Source organism: Amycolatopsis benzoatilytica AK 16/65, from assembly GCF_000383915.1.
In the GTDB taxonomy this organism is placed as follows: Bacteria; Actinomycetota; Actinomycetes; order Mycobacteriales; family Pseudonocardiaceae; genus Amycolatopsis; species Amycolatopsis benzoatilytica.
The window spans coordinates 403,448-418,465 of the sequence record NZ_KB912942.1 but is presented as its reverse complement, the minus strand read 5'-3'; the positions used below and the strand labels follow the sequence as shown (position 1 = coordinate 418,465).

Below are 15,018 nucleotides of genomic sequence, written 5' to 3'. Positions count from 1 at the left end.
GGAGCTACTCGTGAGTTGGCTGCAAAAGCTCCGTGACCTGGCCAAAAAGCCGGAAAGCGTGGTGCTGGAGCCAGACGCGCCCGGTTTGCGGGTCGTCGTTTCGGCCTTCGATCCGGCGGTCGCGGATTCCGCCGTGCTCGCCGATTCACCCGGCTGGGCGCCTTCCGCGCCCGCGGTCCTGGTCCACCATCTCGTGTTGCCCGCCGACCGGATCGAGGAAGCGGCGGCGATCCTCGCGCAGGACGGCTACGACCTGCGCGAACAGAGCCGCGACGGCGACCGGGTCCTCGCGCACGCGCGCCGCGTGCAGGTGCTGGACGCCCTGCACTGCGCCCAGGAACGGTCCCGGATGGCCGGTCTGGCGCAGCGGCTCGGCGGCGACGCGCGGGGCTGGGAGGCGCGGCAACCGGGTGACTCGCCAACCGCCTCGGCGTGAGATGCATCTCGGCCGATACGATCGCGGGCGTTCCACCCGTGACGAGACGGAGGCGTGCTCAATGAGCGAGCAGTCCCAGCGGATCCTGGTTTTCAGCCACAAGGCCGAGGTCCGCGAGGCGATCATGAACGCTGTCGGCCGGCGCCCGGCCGCCGACCTCGGCCGCGTCGAGTGGGTCGAGGCGGCCGGCATCGCCGACGTGCTCAGCGAGATGGACTCGGGCAGCGTCGACCTGGCCATCCTCGACGGCGAGGCGCAGCCGACCGGCGGCATCGGCCTGACCCGCCAGCTCAAGAACGAGATCGCCGACTGCCCGCCGATCGTCGTGGCGGTCCGCCGCCGGGACGACCGATGGCTGGCCACCTGGGCGCACGCCGACGCGGTGCTGGTGCACCCGCTCGACCCGCTGACCGCGGCGGAGACCGTCGCCGGCGTGCTGCGCGCCGGGCGGGTTCCCGCCGTCAACGGCGGCTGAGCCCGATGGGCGCCACCCCGCAGACCTGGCCCGCGCTGCTGACCCGGCTGATCGCCGGCGAGGACCTCTCCGCCGAGGACACCGCGTGGGCGATGGACCAGATCATGTCCGGCATGGCCGGTCAGGCGCAGATCGGCGGTTTCGCGGTCGCGTTGCGCGCCAAGGGCGAGACGCCGGCGGAGATCTCCGGCATGGCGGACGCGATGCTGGCGCACGCCCGCCGGATCACGCTGAGCCGCCCCGCGGTCGACATCGTCGGCACCGGCGGCGACCGGTCGAACTCGGTGAACATCTCCACGATGGCGACGATCGTCGCCGCGGCGGCGGGCGCGCCGGTGGCCAAGCACGGCAACCGGAGCGCCTCGTCCAAGTCCGGCGCGGCGGACGTGCTGGAAACCCTCGGGGTGAAGATCGACCTGCCGCCGGAGGCGGTGCTGGCCTCGCTGGAGGAGATCGGCATCGGGTTCTGCTTCGCGCCGGCGTTCCACCCGGCGTTCCGGCACACCGGCCCGCCGCGACGCGAACTGGGCGTGCCGACCACGTTCAACCTGCTCGGCCCGCTCACCAACCCGGCCCAGCCGCAGAGCGCGCTGATCGGCTGCGCATACGCGGACAAGACCAGGGCGCTGGCCGAGATTTTCGCCGGCCGGGGCATGTCGGTTCTGGTCGCGCGCGGTGACGACGGTCTCGACGAGATCACCACCACCACGACGACGTCGGTGCTGGTGGTCTCCGGCGGTGCGGTGACCGAGCACAGCTTCGATCCGCAGTCGCTCGGCATCGCCCGGGCGACCGCGGACGACCTGCGCGGCGGCGACGCCGTGGCGAACGCCGAAGTCGTGCGGGACCTGGTGAACGGCAAGACCGGTCCGGTGCGGGACGCGGTGGTGCTCAACGCCGCCGCCGCACTGGCCGCCTTCGTCGGCTTCTCTGGTTCCCTCGAGGACGACTTGGCGGCCGGTCTGGACCGAGCACACCGGGCCATCGACAACGGGGCGGCAGCGGCGCTGCTGGACCGCTGGATCGAGTTCTCCAACACCGGTCGCTGACCTCTGCGGATCCTGCGCACACTGCCACCTGGTCCGTGATGGGCCCCTTGCCGGAATCTGGTTCCGGCAAGGGGCCCATCACGGACCTTCTTCATTGCATTCGGGTCACGAATTACTGCGGGGCCAGAAAGGCCGCGCGGTACGCGCTCGGCGTGGTCGAGCGCAGCCGGGCGAACTGGTGCCGCAGCGCTGCCGCCGACGCGTATCCGCACGCGACCGCGATGTCCTCGACGGACAGTTTTCCCTCCTCCAGCAGCGCCTGTGCGCGGTCGAGGCGCCGTTCGGTCAGCCATCGGTGCGGCGTGGTGCCGGTCGCGGCGGAGAACCGGCGCAGGAACGTCCGCTCCCCCAAGCCGCTCCTACGCGCCAGCTCGGCGACGGTGAACGGCTGGTCCAGCCGCCGTTCCACCCATTCGAGCGCCTCGGCGACGACCGCGTCCGAAGGCGCCGCGGTAGCCGGTACCGGAGCTTGCACGAACTGTGCCTGTCCCCCGGCCCGATGCGGAGCCGCGACCATACGCCGGGCCAGCGCCGTCGCCGCCGCGACGCCCCGCAATCGACGCACCAGGTGCAGGCACAAATCCACGGCAGCGACCGTGCCGGCGCTGGTGAACACGCCGTCGTCGTCCGCGTAAAGCGCCTGCGGGTCTACCTGCGCGGAGGGGAAGAGGCGGCGGAACTCCGGCTCGTAAACCCAGTGCACGGTGCACCGCCGGTCGTCCAGCAGGCCGGCGTACCCCAGCGAAAACACTCCGGCGCAGAACCCGGCGACCCAAGCACCTCGCTCGCGCGCCGCCCGCAAAGATTCCAGCAACGGCTCCGGCGGCGGCTCGGTGCGCGGGGCGCACGTGGGCACGATCACCAGATCCGCGGACGCGGCGAAGTCCAGATCGCGCAGTCCGGCGAGCCCGAATCCGGACCAGCTGGCCACTTCCGCCCCGCCCGGCGAGCACACGCCGAAGTCCCAGCCCGGCATTCCGTCCGCGCTGCGGTCGGTGCCGAACACCTCGCACGCGACCCCCAGCTCGAACGGGGAAACCCGGTCCGCGAGCAGTACGGCGACCCGCTGCACTTCCATGCCAGACATCGTGTCACAAGTTTTGCGCCCATTGTCATCTCTGACACTGGTTGCTCGTGGCCGGAAGGCCGAATCTGAACCGCATGACGAACTCCGAATCCCGCCCGGTCCTGCAGTGGTCCGCCGCGATGGCGCTGTCCGGCACCATCGGCGCGGTCGTTCTCGAAAGCGGCGCGGCCGCCCCGGCCGTCGCCTTCGCCCGCTGCCTCGTCGGCGGCGTGCTGCTGGTCGTGTGGTCGCTGGCCCGAGGCTGGTTCCGGGACTGGCACCCGAGCCGCCGCGACTTGCTGCTCGCCGTCACGGGCGGGTTGCTGCTGGTCGGCAACTGGGTGCTGCTGTTCGCGTCGTACGCGCTGTCGTCGATCTCGGTGAGCACGGTGGTCTATCACACCCAGCCGCTGATCCTGGTCGGCATGGCGGCGATGTTCCTCGGCGAAAAGGTGGGCCGCTCCCACCTGACAAGAGCGGGAGTCGCGTTCGCCGGAGTCGTGGTGATTTCCCTCTCCGCGCACGGAGCCGACGGCCAGCCGGTGCGGTTCGCCGGGATCGCCCTGGCACTGGGTGCGGCGCTGCTCTACGCGGGTGCGTCCTTCATCGCCAAGCAGCTCAAGCACATTCGGCCGCACCTGCTCGCCGCGGTCCAGCTGACGGCCGGCGCGATCGTGCTCGCCCCGGCGCTGATGTTCACCCCGCTGCCCAGTTCGGCTCCCGGCCTGCTGTGGCTGCTGCTGCTGGGCACGGTGCACACCGCGGTGATGTACGTGCTGATGTACGCGAGCATCGGCAAGCTGCCGACCACCACGGTGGCATTGCTCTCGTACCTGTACCCGGTGGTCGCGGTCATCGTGGACATGCTCGCCTTCGGCCACCGGCTGACCTGGCCGGAAGGACTCGGCATGGTGGCCGTGCTCGCCGCCGCGCTCGCCCCGAAGAAGCCCTCGCCGGCGCCCGCGGCCGAACCGCAGCACCAGCTCAGCAAGTAGCGCACAACGCGCGAAGGCCCCCGGCTCAGGTGAGCCGGGGGCCTTCGCGACGCAAAGAGGGTCAGTCGTGATTCGGACCGGTGTGGTACTCGAACACCAGCCCGCCGACCGCGATCAGCAGAGCCACGATCGCCATCACGAGCAGCCAGATGTGGAAGAACGCCAGGCCGAGACCGGCCAGACCGGCCGCCGCGGCCAGCGCGATCGGCCAGTAGCTGCCCGGGCTGAAGAAGCCCAGCTCACCGGCGCCGTCGCTGATCTCGGCGTCCTCGCGGTCTTCCGGCCGCGCCTCGATCCGACGGGACACGAACTGCAGGTAGCTGCCGGCGAGGAAAGCCAGACCGCCGGTCAGGAACAGGGCGACGATGCCGACCGGCTCCGCCTTGTGGTCCGTCGTGAAGAGGGCGGTCATGACCCAGTAGATGACGGTCATGAGGACGGCGAATCCCGCCACCATGTAGAAAATCCGGGCTTCGACCTTCATGGGATCTGTCCCCTACTCCTCTGGTTCGCCGGAACCGGTCAGTTGGACGCGGTGCGCGCGGTGCGGTCGGTGTTGAACGGCTTCGTGGTCACCGCGTACGGGCTGCACAGCTCGCCGCAGTTCATCGACGCCAGCGCCTCGGACGCCGAGTTCGGCTTGCCCGTCTTCGGGTTCGTTTCGGTGCGCAGCTTGAGGTACTGGTCGTACTTGTCCGGGGACAAGGCGCGCACCTCGAAGTTCATCACCGAGTGGTAGGTGCCGCACAGCTCGGCGCACCGGCCGACGAAGGAGCCTTCGCGGTCGATCGAGTTCTGGAACGAGCTGTCCTGGTTGTTCTTCTCCGGGTCCGGCATCACGTCGCGCTTGAAGTTGAACTCCGGCACCCAGAACGAGTGGATGACGTCGGTCGAGCGCAGCCGGTACTCGATGGTCTTGTTCGTCGGCAGCACGAGCAGCGGGATCTCGCCGGAGGAACCGACGGTCGATACCTGGGTCCCGTCGGCGCGCTTGGCGGCGTCGCCCTCGTACTTGAACTCCCAGTTCCACTGGAAGGCGATCACGTCGACCACGACGTCCGGGTTCGGCTTCTTGTCGAGGACCTTGCTCTCGGTCGTCGCGGTGAAGAAGAACAGGACGCAGACCATGATCGTCGGCAAGACGACCGTGAAGATCTCCAGCGGGATGTTGTACTGGAACTGGCGCGGCAGTTCTTCCTGGCCGTCTGCCGCCGCGCCCTTCTTCTTGCGGTGGAAGATCGCGGTCCAGAAGATCAGGCCCCACACGATGACGCCGACGGCGAGCGCGGCGACGACCGTCCAGGTCCACAGGTTGCGCATCTGGTCGGCCTGCGGCGTGACGCCGACCGGCCAGCCGAAGCGGAGAACCTCGTCGCCGGAGCAGCCAGTCGCGGTCAGCGCTACCAGCCCGGCCAGCACTGCGACTCGCCCGGCCCGCTTACCCGCCGGGGTGCGCTCTGGTTTTCCCACTGCGCCCTGCCCTTTCACCCAACAGGCCCTCTCACACCGAGCCTTGTTCGACCGATCTTCGTGACAGGCGGAGCCTAGCCGAGTTGGCCGCTCGCGCTGTCCAAGGGGTAACCAGTTGCGCCACGCGTCACCCGCTTCCCGGGCGCCGGGCCCGGGACCGGCATACTGGGCGCTTCCCGGACCGGCCCGACCCAGAGGTGTGTGAGTACACGTGTGCGGCCTGCTTGGACTCATCTGCGCGACCGAGAGCGACGCCGGAAAAGCCCGCGCGAGCGTGGGCGCGGCGATGCGCTGCCAGCGCCACCGCGGCCCCGACGAGCAGGACACTTGGGCTGACGCGGAGGTCGTCTACGGCTTCAACCGGCTCGCCTTCATCGACGTCGACCACGCGCACCAGCCGCTGGTATGGGGCCCGCCGGAGGAGCCGAACCGGTACACGCTGAACTTCAACGGCGAGATCTACAACTACCGCGAGCTGCGCGAAGAGCTTGCTGAAAAATTCGGTGCGAAATTCGCCACTGAGGGCGACGGCGAGGCGATCGTCGCGGCTTACCACTACCTCGGCGACGAAGCCGTCAAAAAGCTGCGCGGCATGTTCGCGTTCTTGATCTGGGATTCGACCGAAAAGGTCGTTTTCGGTGCCCGCGACCCGTTCGGGATCAAGCCGCTCTACTACAGCAGCGGCCCGAACGGCACCGCGTTCTCCAGCGAGAAGAAGAGCCTGCTCGAGCTGTCGGACACGCTGGGCGTCGCGCAGGAGCTGGACCGCACCGCGCTGCAGCACTACCTGGTCCTGCAGTACGTGCCGGAGCCGGAGTCGCTGCACAGCGCGATCCGCCGGGTCGAGTCGGGCACCTCGTTCCGGCTCGCGCCGGGCGGGAAGGCCGAGTTCACCCGCTACTTCCACCCGCAGTTCGCCGCGAAGCCGGTGCACGGGCCGGCCGAGGCCGAAGCGCTGTACGAGCGGATCGCCGATGTGATGCGCGACTCGGTCGGCAAGCACATGATCTCCGACCCGGACGTCACCGTCGGTGCGTTCCTGTCCGGCGGCATCGACTCCACCGCCACCGCGACGCTGGCCAAGGAGCACAACCCGAACCTGATCGCGTTCACCACCGGGTTCGAGCGCGAGGGCTACTCCGAGGTCGACGTGGCCGCCGAAACCGCCGAGGCGATCGGCGTGAAGCACGTGGTGCGCACGGTGTCCGCGGACGAGATGATGCAGGCGCTGCCGCTCATCGTCTGGTATCTGGACGACCCGGTGGCCGACCCGGCGCTGGTCCCGCTGTGGTTCATCGCCCGCGAGGCGCGCAAGCACGTCAAGGCGGTGCTGTCCGGCGAGGGCGCGGACGAGCTGTTCGGCGGGTACACGATCTACGGCGAGCCGATCTCGCTGGCTCCGTTCGAGAAGATCCCCGGCGGCGTGCGCAAGCTGCTCGGCAAGGTGTCCACGAAGATCCCGGAGGGCACCCGGGGCAAGGACCTGCTGCGCCGCGGCGCGCTGCCGCTGGAGGACCGCTACTACGGCAACGCGCGCAACTTCCGCGACGAGCAGCTGCGCGCGGTGCTTCGCACGTACCAGGAAGGCGTGGGCTTCAAGGACGTCACCGCGCCCTGGTACGACGTGTCGCGCGGCTGGGACCCGGTCGCCCGGATGCAGCATGTGGACCTCTACACCTGGCTGCGCGGCGACATCCTGGTCAAGGCGGACAAGGTCACCATGGCCAACTCGCTGGAGCTGCGGGTGCCGTTCCTGGACGCCGAGGTGTTCAAGGTCGCCGCTTCGATCCCGCTGGACCAGAAACTCGCGCACGGCACCACGAAGTACGCGCTGCGCCAGGCGCTGGCGAAGATCATCCCCGGCCACGTGCTGAACCGGAAGAAGCTGGGCTTCCCGGTGCCGATCCGGCTGTGGCTGCGCAACGAGATGTACGACTGGGCGCGCGGCATCATCAACGACTCGAAGACCGACGAGCTGCTGGACAAGAACGCCGTGCTGCGCCTGCTCGACGAGCACAAGGAGGGCCAGCTGGACCGCAGCCGCCAGCTCTGGGCGCTGCTGGTGTTCATGCTGTGGCACGGGATTTTCGTGGAGCACCGGATCAAGCCGGAAATCCCGGAGCCGGTCTACCCGGTCAAGCTCTGAAAGCCGTGAAGGGAACAGTGCGGAACTCAGAGTCCCTCACTGTTCCCTTCACGGACGGAACGCCTCAGGCGGGCAGGATCGCGCCGATCTCGTCGGCCGCTTCCGGGCCGAACGCCGCGCCCAGCCGCTCCAGCGCGTCCGTGCGCTCGAAACGCCACTCCTGGGTGCCGACGGTTTCCAGCACCAGCACCGCGATCAGGCAGCCGAGCTGCGCCGCGCGCTCCAGGCCCAGCCCGCCGTCGAGCGCGGCGAAGAACCCGGCGCGGAAGCCGTCGCCGACCCCGGTCGGGTCGGCCTTGCCGCGCTCCGGGACCGCGCCGACCTGCAGCGCGGTGCCGTCTCGGCCGACGATCTCCACGCCCTTCTCGCCGAGCGTGGTGATCCGCAGGCCGACCCGCTCCAGCACGTCCGCCTCGGTCCAGCCGGTCTTCTGAAGCAGCAGCTCCCACTCGTAATCGTTGCTGAACAGGTACTTCGCGCCGTCGACGAACGAGCGGACCTGCTCGCCGTCCATCCGGGCGAGCTGCTGCGACGGGTCGACCGCGAACTCGTAGCCGCGCTGACGGCATTCCTGCGCGTGCCGGACCATGCCCTCCGGGTCGTCCGGGCTGATCAGCACCAGCCCGAGGCCGCCGACGCGGTCGGCGACCGGGCCGAGCTCGATGTTGCGCGATTCGGCCATCGCGCCGGCGTAGAACGTCGCGATCTGGCACATGTCGTCGTCGGTGGTGCACACGAATCGCGCGGTGCTGGCGATCTCCGACACCAGGACCCCGGAGGTGTCCACGCCGTGCCGCTGCAGCCACGACCGGTAGTCCGCCCAGTCCTGGCCCACCGCCCCGACCAGCACCGGCCGCACGCCGAGCACGCCGAGCCCGAACGCGATGTTCGCGCCGATCCCGCCGCGGCGCACCACGAGGTCGTCGGCCAGGAAGCTCAACGACACCCGGTGCAGCTGCTCGGCGACCAGCTGCTCGGCGAATCTTCCCGGGAAATGCATCAGATGGTCCGTCGCGATGCTGCCGGACACAGCGATCCTGGGCTTGTCTGCCACCGGTTCTCCTCACGAGCGTTCGAATAGCCCTGACACGCAAGTTACCCGCTGGTCATGACCCTTACGGGTAGTTCCTGCGCCGCCGCTCGACCCTACCGGTCGGTACTCCTTTCCCGATCGCATCCGCCTCAATAGCGTGCCGGGAGTGAACATCGCGACCGAACCGGAAACCATCGGCGAACTGATCGCCGACTGCGCTCACCTGCCGTCCGCGCTGCGGCCAGAGGCCACCGCCGCGGAGGCTCGCCTGCCACGCCCGCGCGCCGCCCGGCCGTGGTCGGTCGACGACGCCTGCCACGCGCAGGTCGCCGATCTCGACGCTTACGTGTGATCCCGGCCGCCTTCGCGGGCGGCCGCTGAACCGAATCGAGGGCCCTGGCGCTACCGCGCCGGGGCCCTCGATTCGTACCGGAGCTGGCGCCGCCGGCAAGCCGTGAAGGGCCCCTTGACGGAATCTAAGTCCCTCTACGGGCCTTTCACAGACAGCGCACGTTTCCGCACGCCGTCGACGGCCCGCGAGCGCGTGGGTCGGATGCCCCGAAAACGCCAGAGGGCCTCGGCGCGACCGCGCCGAGGCCCTCTGTTCGCACTGGGCTCAGTGGAAGCTGTCCCCGCAGGCGCACGAACCCGTGGCGTTCGGGTTGTCGATCGTGAAGCCCTGCTTCTCGATGGTGTCGACGAAGTCGATCACGGCCTCGGACACGTACGGCGCGCTCATCCGGTCGACCGCGACGCGCATACCGTCGAAGTCGCGGAACAGGTCGCCGTCGAGCGTGCGCTCGTCGAAGAACAGCTGGTAGCGCAGGCCCGCGCAGCCGCCGGGCTGGACGGCGATGCGCAGGTGCATGTCGTCGCGGCCCTCCTGCTCGAGCAGCGCCTTCGCCTTGGCGGCCGCGGCGTCGGTCAACGTCACGCCGTGGGTCTCCTCGGCGGTCTCGGCCTGAGCCGCGCCGGTCTCAGCGGTCGTCATGGCACTCCCTATCGGTCGAACTCGCTGCGGGTACATCTCGTGTCTTACCCTCAACACGTTACGGACCCGATCTGTTCCCCCGCCATCGTCGCACATGCAACGGCCTGGTGAACAAAGCCGTGACGCCTGCAATACCCTGGTGGCGTGAGGTTCCTGCGCCGAAGCACCACCGACCCCGCCGCCGACCAGTCCGCGGCCGAGTCGGACGCCGTCGAATCAGAGTCCGCTGGCAAGGCGTTCACGCCGGCCAAGGGCAAGGCCACGCCGAAGCGGCGGGACGCTGAAGCCCGCAAGCGCGGGCCGGTCGCGCCGCCGCCCACCAGCATGCGCGAGGCGATGAAGCGCAATAAGGAACTGCGCAAGGCCAACCCGGTCAGCAAGGAAGAGCGCCGCGACGCCGCACGCCAGCGCCGCGAGCGGATGATGTCCGGCGACGACAAGTACCTGCCGCCGCGGGACAAAGGCCCGGTGAAGGCGTACGTCCGTGACGTCGTCGACTCCCGGCGCAACCTGCTCGGCCTGTTCATGCCGCTGGCGATCCTGGTGTTCGTCGCGCTGCTGGTGCCGGCCCCGGCGATCCAGCAGTACATCACCCTGGTCTGCATGGCGATGCTGCTGGTGATGGCGATCGAGGGCGTCGTGAACGGCCGCAAGATCTCGAAGGCGGCCCGCGAGCGCTTCCCGAAGGAGCCGCCGGCGGCCCTGCGCGGCGTCGGCTGGTACGCGTTCGTCCGCGCCAGCCAGATCCGCAAGCTGCGGGTGCCGAAGCCGCGGCTGCGCCCGGGCGACCCGATCCCGAACTGAGTCGCGTTCGACCGGCGCCGGCGGTTTCCGCTGGCGCCGGTGCTGTTTCCCGGGCCGCATTGACCGGCATCTGAGCCGTCCGGCACGAAGTAGTTAGCCGAGCAAACGATTCGGCTACGCTGTCCGCATGGAGTTTCGACGTCTCGGCCGCAGCGGCCTCAACATCAGTGAGATCTCCTACGGCAACTGGCTGACCCACGGGTCCCAGGTCGAGGAAGACCAGGCGCAGGCTTGCATCAAGGCCGCGCTCGACGCCGGCATCACCACTTTCGACACGGCCGACGTCTACGCGAACACCGCGGCGGAGTCCGTGCTCGGCCGCGGGCTGAAGGGCCAGCGCCGGGAAAGCCTGGAGATCTTCACCAAGGTCTTCTGGCCCACCGGTCCGAAGGGCCCGAACGACAAGGGTCTCTCCCGCAAGCACATCATCGAGTCGGCGAACGCTTCGCTGAAGCGGCTCGGCACCGACTACGTCGACCTGTACCAGGCGCACCGGTTCGACCGCACCGTCCCGCTCGAAGAGACCATGCAGGCGTTCGCCGACCTGGTCCGCCAGGGCAAGGTGCTCTACGTCGGCGTCTCGGAGTGGAACGCCGAGCAGATCGCCCGCGGCGCGGCGCTCGCCCGTGAGCTGAAGATCCCGTTCGTTTCGAACCAGCCGCAGTACTCGATGCTGTGGCGGGTCATCGAGTCGCAGGTGGTGCCCGCGTCCGAGCGCGAAGGGCTCAGCCAGATCGTCTGGTCGCCGGTGGCGCAGGGCGTGCTGACCGGCAAGTACAAGGCGGGCCAGCCGCTGCCCGCCGGCACTCGCGCCACCGACGAGAACGGCGGCGCCAACACGGTGAAGCGGTTCCTGGACGAGAAGACCCTCACCGCGGTCGCGAAGCTGGAGCCGCTGGCCGCCGACGCGGGGCTGTCCATGGCGCAGCTGGCGGTCGCGTGGGTGCTGCAGAACCCGAACGTCGCGTCCGCGATCATCGGCGCCTCCCGGCCGGAGCAGGTGCACGAGAACGTGAAGGCGGCCGGAGTGAAGCTCGACGCGGAGCTGCTCACCGCGATCGACGAGGCGCTCGCCGACGTCATCGTCTCCGACCCGGCGCTGACCGTCACTCCCTGATCAGCGGCGCAGCAGCCGTTCCGCCACCGCGAGGTCGTGCGGATAGGTGATTTTGATGTTCTCCGCGCTGCCGGGCACCCACCGCACCGGCAGCGCGGAGAACTTCTCCATGCAGGACGCCGTGTCCGTGCCGAGAAATCCTTCCGCGGCCGCCTGCTCGTAGGCCGCCAGCAGCGGCCGCGCGCGGAAACCCTGCGGCGTCTGCACCCGGATCGCGCCGGGCAGCGGGCCGGCCACCGTGTCCGGGCCGGCCATCGACACCACGTCGTCCGCCGCCAGACCCGGCACCGCTCCCCCGTCTTCCCGGGTCCGCCCCAGCACCGAAGCGATCAGCTCCGAGGTCACCAGCGGCCGGGCGCCGTCGTGCAACAGCACGGAATCCACGGCCCCGTCGGCGATCCGCGGTGCCAGATGGCGCAGCGCGTTGAGTTCGGAGGCTTGCCGCGTCGGGCCGCCTTCGACGATCTCCACCGGGCGGGAGCAGGCGGACAGCACTTCGCCGGCCAGCTCCGCGTCCTCGGGACGGATCACCAGCACCAGCACGCCGATCCCGTCCGCCGCGGCGAACGCGTCGAGCGACCACGCCACCACCGGCCGGCCCGCGACCGGCAGATAGACCTTGTTCAGCGCGGCCCCGACCCGGGTTCCCGCACCACTGGCCAGCACGACTCCGGCCGCCGTCGATTCCCGCACGGCGACCGACCCTAAAGGCCCCGCCCCGGCGACGGTAGGTTGGGCGCCGGGACGCCCAGCGGCGAAAGGAAACTGGCTGTGGACACCGGCGAAACGGGCATCGAGTTCGGCGAGATCGAGCCGCCGAGCGACCAGGCCCGTTCGGGCGCGATCGCGCTGCACGACAAGCTCGTCAAGCCCGCCGGATCGCTCGGCCGGCTGGAGGAGCTGGGCGTGTGGATTTCCTCGTGCCAGGGCCAGGCGCCGCCGCGGCCGTTTACCCGGCCCCGCGTCGTCGTGTTCGCCGGCGACCACGGCATCGCGAAGAAGGGCGTGTCGGCGTATCCGCAGGAGGTCACGTCGCAGCTGGTCGGGGTCATGCTCACCGGCGGCGCGGCGATCAACGTGCTCGCCGCCGCGGCGGGCGCGGGCGTGCGCGTGGTCGACATGGCGGTGGACACCGAAGAGTCCGCGATGCGCTCGATCGGCGAGTTCAAGGTGCGCCGCGGTTCCGGATCGATCGACGTCGAGGACGCGCTCACCGACGCCGAGGTGCGGGCCGCGGTCGAGGCCGGCCGCAAGATCGCCGACGCCGAGGTCGACGGCGGCGCGGACCTGCTGATCGCGGGCGACCTGGGGATCGGCAACAGCACGCCGGCGTCGGTGCTGGTCGCGGCGCTGACCGGCAGCGAGCCGGTGGCGGTGGTCGGCCGCGGTTCGGGCATCGACGACAACACCTGGATGCGCAAGGCCGCGGCGGTGCGCGACGCGCTGCGCCGGGCCCGGACAGTGCTGGCCGACCCGTTGGCGCTGCTGCGCACCTCGTCCGGCGCGGACATCGCCGCGATGGCCGGATTCCTCGCACAAGCCGCGGTCCGCCGCACGCCGGTGGTGCTCGACGGGCTGGTGGTCTGCGCGGCCGCGCTCGTCGCCGAGGAGCTGGCTCCGGGCGCGCGCCGCTGGTGGATGTCCGGGCAGCTCACCGGCGAACCGGCGCACGCGCTCGCGCTGGAGCACCTGGACCTGGGTGCGCTGCTCGACCTGGACGTCCGGCTCGGCGAAGGCACTGGCGCGGTCACCGCGCTGCCGCTGCTGATGATGGCCAGTCGCGTGCTCGCCGAAATGACCACGCACGAGCAGTCCGGCGTCTCCGGTCCGCTGTCCTGAAAGCCGTGAAGGGAACCTTGAGGGACTGAGAGTCCCTCAAGGTTCCCTTCACGGACAGCTAGCTCAGCTGAGCGGGACCATCCAGCCTTCCGGGCCCTTGCGGGTGCCTTCCTGGATGCCGACCAGCTGCTCGCGCAGCGCCATCGTCACCGCGCCCGGCTTGCCGCCGGAGATCGAGAACTCGCCGCCGCCGTGCTTCACATGCCCGACCGGCGTGATGACCGCCGCGGTGCCGCACGCGAAAACCTCGGTCAGCTCGCCGGAGGCAGCCGCCTTCTCCCACTCCTCGGTGGAGATCCGGCGCTCCTCGACCCGGTGGCCGGCTTCCTTGGCCAGCTGCAGCAACGACTTCCGGGTGACGCCGGGCAGCAGCGAGCCGGTCAGCTCCGGCGTCACGACACGGACGTCGTCGCCCGAGCCGAAGACGAAGAACAGGTTCATCCCGCCCATCTCCTCTACCCAGCGCCGCTCCACCGCGTCGAGCCACACGACCTGGTCGCAGCCCTTTTCCACCGCCTGCGCCTGCGCCACGAACGAAGCCGCGTAGTTGCCCGCGCACTTCGCCGCACCGGTGCCGCCAGGGGCCGCGCGCACGTACTCGGTGGACAGCCACACGCTGACCGGCTTCACTCCGCCGCTGAAGTAGGAACCGGCCGGCGAGGCGATCACCGCGAACACGTACTCGGCGGCCGGGCTGTTCACGCCCAGGCCGGCCGACGTCGAGATCATGAACGGGCGCAGGTACAGCGAGTCGCCCTGGTTGGTCGGCACCCACCGCTCGTCCACCGCGATGAGCTCGCGCAGCGCGGCGACGAAGGTCTCCACCGGCAGCTTCGGCATCGCGAGCCGCTCGGCGGAGTCCTGGAACCGCTCCGCGTTGGCCTCGGGCCGGAACGCGGCGATCGTGCCGTCCGGCTGGCGGTACGCCTTGAGCCCCTCGAAGATCGCCTGCCCGTAGTGCAGCACGGACGTGGCCGGGTCGAGCGAGAACGGCGCGTACGGGCCGACCGTCGGCTCGTGCCAGCCCTTCTCGGTGCTGTACTTGACGGTGACCATGTGGTCGGTGAAGTAGGTGCCGAATCCCGGCTTGGCAAGTACTTCCGCGACGCGTTCCGGACTCGCGGGGCTCGGGTGCGGGACATGGGTGAACTGCGTCGCTGTGGTCATGCCTAGATAATAGAGGTTGGTCGGACGCGCGTTAGTCGGAAGTCCTGCGGTTTCACTCGCCGCGCTGTGCCGCGTCCGCGGGGTCACTGCGACTACGATGTCCGATGTGAGCACTCAATCCGTACAGCCGGCCAAGACCGGAGCCGGGCCGGACCTGAAGACCTTCGGCACCGCCGCGCTGCTGACCTTCGGCGCCGGAACGCTCTGCTTCGTCGGCTGGGGCTTGCTCTCCAGCGGCTTCGGCTTCTTCCTCGGCATCGTCGCGGCGGGCGCCGGGCTGTGGTGGTGGAAGACCATCCACGGTTCGATGATCCCGCGCGGCCTGCCCGCCAAGTCGGTGGTGATCCTGGCCGTCGTGAACGTGGTCCTGTTCGGCATTCTGCTTCTGCTGGCGCTCTGAGGCGCCGCTGAACCGGGCAGCAGCGGCTTC

General features: G+C 69.9%; 17 protein-coding genes. 10 read left to right on the top strand and 7 right to left on the bottom strand.

Annotation, left to right across the window (positions count from 1 at the left end):
• The first annotated feature begins 10 nt into the window (after positions 1–10).
• The 3 genes from AMYBE_RS0101960 to trpD all read left to right on the top strand — a co-directional run bounded on the left by AMYBE_RS0101960 (position 11) and on the right by trpD (position 1,960).
• Positions 11–436 (top strand): ribonuclease E inhibitor RraB, encoded by a 426-nt coding sequence (locus AMYBE_RS0101960; RefSeq protein ID WP_020657647.1) that lies wholly within the window; start codon positions 11–13, stop codon positions 434–436.
• A 61-nt stretch (positions 437–497) separates the two neighbouring features.
• Entirely contained in the window at positions 498–911 is a 414-nt protein-coding gene (locus AMYBE_RS0101955; RefSeq protein WP_020657646.1) for a hypothetical protein, read from the top strand.
• A 5-nt stretch (positions 912–916) separates the two neighbouring features.
• Positions 917–1,960 (top strand): anthranilate phosphoribosyltransferase, encoded by a 1,044-nt coding sequence (trpD, locus tag AMYBE_RS0101950; protein ID WP_020657645.1) that lies wholly within the window; start codon positions 917–919, stop codon positions 1,958–1,960.
• Positions 1,961–2,072: 112 nt separating this feature from the next.
• Here trpD and AMYBE_RS0101945 read toward each other — a convergent pair whose 3' ends face one another.
• A complete protein-coding gene (locus AMYBE_RS0101945) occupies positions 2,073–3,038 on the bottom strand; it encodes a GlxA family transcriptional regulator (protein WP_020657644.1) in 966 nt (321 codons plus the stop codon).
• Between the two features lie 83 nt (positions 3,039–3,121).
• On the opposite strand from AMYBE_RS0101945, the gene AMYBE_RS0101940 reads away from it, so the two are divergent.
• The gene (locus AMYBE_RS0101940; protein ID WP_020657643.1) at positions 3,122–4,021 is read left to right on the top strand and encodes a DMT family transporter; all 900 of its coding nucleotides are present in this window, start codon (positions 3,122–3,124) and stop codon (positions 4,019–4,021) included.
• Between the two features lie 61 nt (positions 4,022–4,082).
• On the opposite strand, the gene AMYBE_RS0101935 is transcribed toward AMYBE_RS0101940, so the two are convergent.
• Both AMYBE_RS0101935 and ctaC read right to left on the bottom strand, forming a co-directional pair.
• Entirely contained in the window at positions 4,083–4,505 is a 423-nt protein-coding gene (locus AMYBE_RS0101935; protein ID WP_020657642.1) for a cytochrome c oxidase subunit 4, read from the bottom strand.
• A gap of 38 nt (positions 4,506–4,543) precedes the next feature.
• Complete coding sequence (ctaC, locus tag AMYBE_RS0101930) at positions 4,544–5,491, bottom strand: aa3-type cytochrome oxidase subunit II (RefSeq protein WP_034286699.1); 948 nt, start codon at positions 5,489–5,491, stop codon at positions 4,544–4,546.
• Positions 5,492–5,702: 211 nt separating this feature from the next.
• Here ctaC and asnB point away from each other — a divergent pair, with 211 nt between their 5' ends.
• Positions 5,703–7,637 carry an asparagine synthase (glutamine-hydrolyzing) gene (asnB, locus tag AMYBE_RS0101925; protein WP_020657640.1) on the top strand — a complete coding sequence of 645 codons (1,935 nt, stop codon included), beginning with the start codon at positions 5,703–5,705 and terminating at the stop codon, positions 7,635–7,637.
• 64 nt (positions 7,638–7,701) lie between these two features.
• Here asnB and AMYBE_RS0101920 read toward each other — a convergent pair whose 3' ends face one another.
• Positions 7,702–8,691 carry a carbohydrate kinase family protein gene (locus AMYBE_RS0101920; RefSeq protein ID WP_027927293.1) on the bottom strand — a complete coding sequence of 330 codons (990 nt, stop codon included), beginning with the start codon at positions 8,689–8,691 and terminating at the stop codon, positions 7,702–7,704.
• A gap of 145 nt (positions 8,692–8,836) precedes the next feature.
• Between AMYBE_RS0101920 and AMYBE_RS0101915 the strand changes: the two genes are divergently transcribed.
• On the top strand, positions 8,837–9,022 hold the full coding sequence (locus AMYBE_RS0101915) for a hypothetical protein (RefSeq protein ID WP_020657638.1): 186 nt from the start codon (positions 8,837–8,839) through the stop codon (positions 9,020–9,022).
• Positions 9,023–9,286: 264 nt separating this feature from the next.
• Here the strand turns inward: AMYBE_RS0101915 and AMYBE_RS0101910 are convergent, their stop codons facing one another.
• Positions 9,287–9,661: a HesB/IscA family protein gene (locus AMYBE_RS0101910; RefSeq protein WP_020657637.1), complete on the bottom strand. Its 375-nt coding sequence runs from the start codon at positions 9,659–9,661 to the stop codon at positions 9,287–9,289.
• Between the two features lie 144 nt (positions 9,662–9,805).
• Here AMYBE_RS0101910 and AMYBE_RS0101905 point away from each other — a divergent pair, with 144 nt between their 5' ends.
• On the top strand, positions 9,806–10,465 hold the full coding sequence (locus tag AMYBE_RS0101905; protein ID WP_020657636.1) for a DUF3043 domain-containing protein: 660 nt from the start codon (positions 9,806–9,808) through the stop codon (positions 10,463–10,465).
• 127 nt (positions 10,466–10,592) lie between these two features.
• Complete coding sequence (locus AMYBE_RS0101900) at positions 10,593–11,582, top strand: aldo/keto reductase family protein (RefSeq protein WP_020657635.1); 990 nt, start codon at positions 10,593–10,595, stop codon at positions 11,580–11,582.
• On the opposite strand, the gene AMYBE_RS0101895 is transcribed toward AMYBE_RS0101900, so the two are convergent.
• Positions 11,583–12,275: an IspD/TarI family cytidylyltransferase gene (locus AMYBE_RS0101895; RefSeq protein ID WP_027927292.1), complete on the bottom strand. Its 693-nt coding sequence runs from the start codon at positions 12,273–12,275 to the stop codon at positions 11,583–11,585. It abuts the gene before it with no gap.
• Between the two features lie 78 nt (positions 12,276–12,353).
• Between AMYBE_RS0101895 and cobT the strand changes: the two genes are divergently transcribed.
• Positions 12,354–13,421, top strand: a complete 1,068-nt coding sequence (cobT, locus tag AMYBE_RS0101890; RefSeq protein WP_020657633.1) for a nicotinate-nucleotide--dimethylbenzimidazole phosphoribosyltransferase — start codon at positions 12,354–12,356, stop codon at positions 13,419–13,421.
• A gap of 63 nt (positions 13,422–13,484) precedes the next feature.
• Here cobT and AMYBE_RS0101885 read toward each other — a convergent pair whose 3' ends face one another.
• Positions 13,485–14,588, bottom strand: coding sequence for a branched-chain amino acid aminotransferase (locus AMYBE_RS0101885; RefSeq protein WP_020657632.1), 1,104 nt, complete (start codon positions 14,586–14,588; stop codon positions 13,485–13,487).
• 97 nt (positions 14,589–14,685) lie between these two features.
• On the opposite strand from AMYBE_RS0101885, the gene AMYBE_RS0101880 reads away from it, so the two are divergent.
• Complete coding sequence (locus AMYBE_RS0101880) at positions 14,686–14,988, top strand: hypothetical protein (RefSeq protein ID WP_027927290.1); 303 nt, start codon at positions 14,686–14,688, stop codon at positions 14,986–14,988.
• Positions 14,989–15,018 lie beyond the last annotated feature (30 nt).

Bases quoted from the DNA above. Each gene is read 5' to 3' on its own strand.
- AMYBE_RS0101955 (WP_020657646.1), top strand. From the start codon at position 498: ATGAGCGAGCAGTCCCAGCGGATCCTGGTTTTCAGCCACAAGGCCGAG.
- trpD (WP_020657645.1), top strand. From the start codon at position 917: ATGGGCGCCACCCCGCAGACCTGGCCCGCGCTGCTGACCCGGCTGATC.
- AMYBE_RS0101945 (WP_020657644.1), bottom strand. From the start codon at position 3,038: ATGGAAGTGCAGCGGGTCGCCGTACTGCTCGCGGACCGGGTTTCCCCG.
- AMYBE_RS0101940 (WP_020657643.1), top strand. From the start codon at position 3,122: ATGACGAACTCCGAATCCCGCCCGGTCCTGCAGTGGTCCGCCGCGATG.
- AMYBE_RS0101935 (WP_020657642.1), bottom strand. From the start codon at position 4,505: ATGAAGGTCGAAGCCCGGATTTTCTACATGGTGGCGGGATTCGCCGTC.
- AMYBE_RS0101910 (WP_020657637.1), bottom strand. From the start codon at position 9,661: ATGACGACCGCTGAGACCGGCGCGGCTCAGGCCGAGACCGCCGAGGAG.
- AMYBE_RS0101900 (WP_020657635.1), top strand. From the start codon at position 10,593: ATGGAGTTTCGACGTCTCGGCCGCAGCGGCCTCAACATCAGTGAGATC.
- AMYBE_RS0101885 (WP_020657632.1), bottom strand. From the start codon at position 14,588: ATGACCACAGCGACGCAGTTCACCCATGTCCCGCACCCGAGCCCCGCG.
- AMYBE_RS0101880 (WP_027927290.1), top strand. From the start codon at position 14,686: ATGTCCGATGTGAGCACTCAATCCGTACAGCCGGCCAAGACCGGAGCC.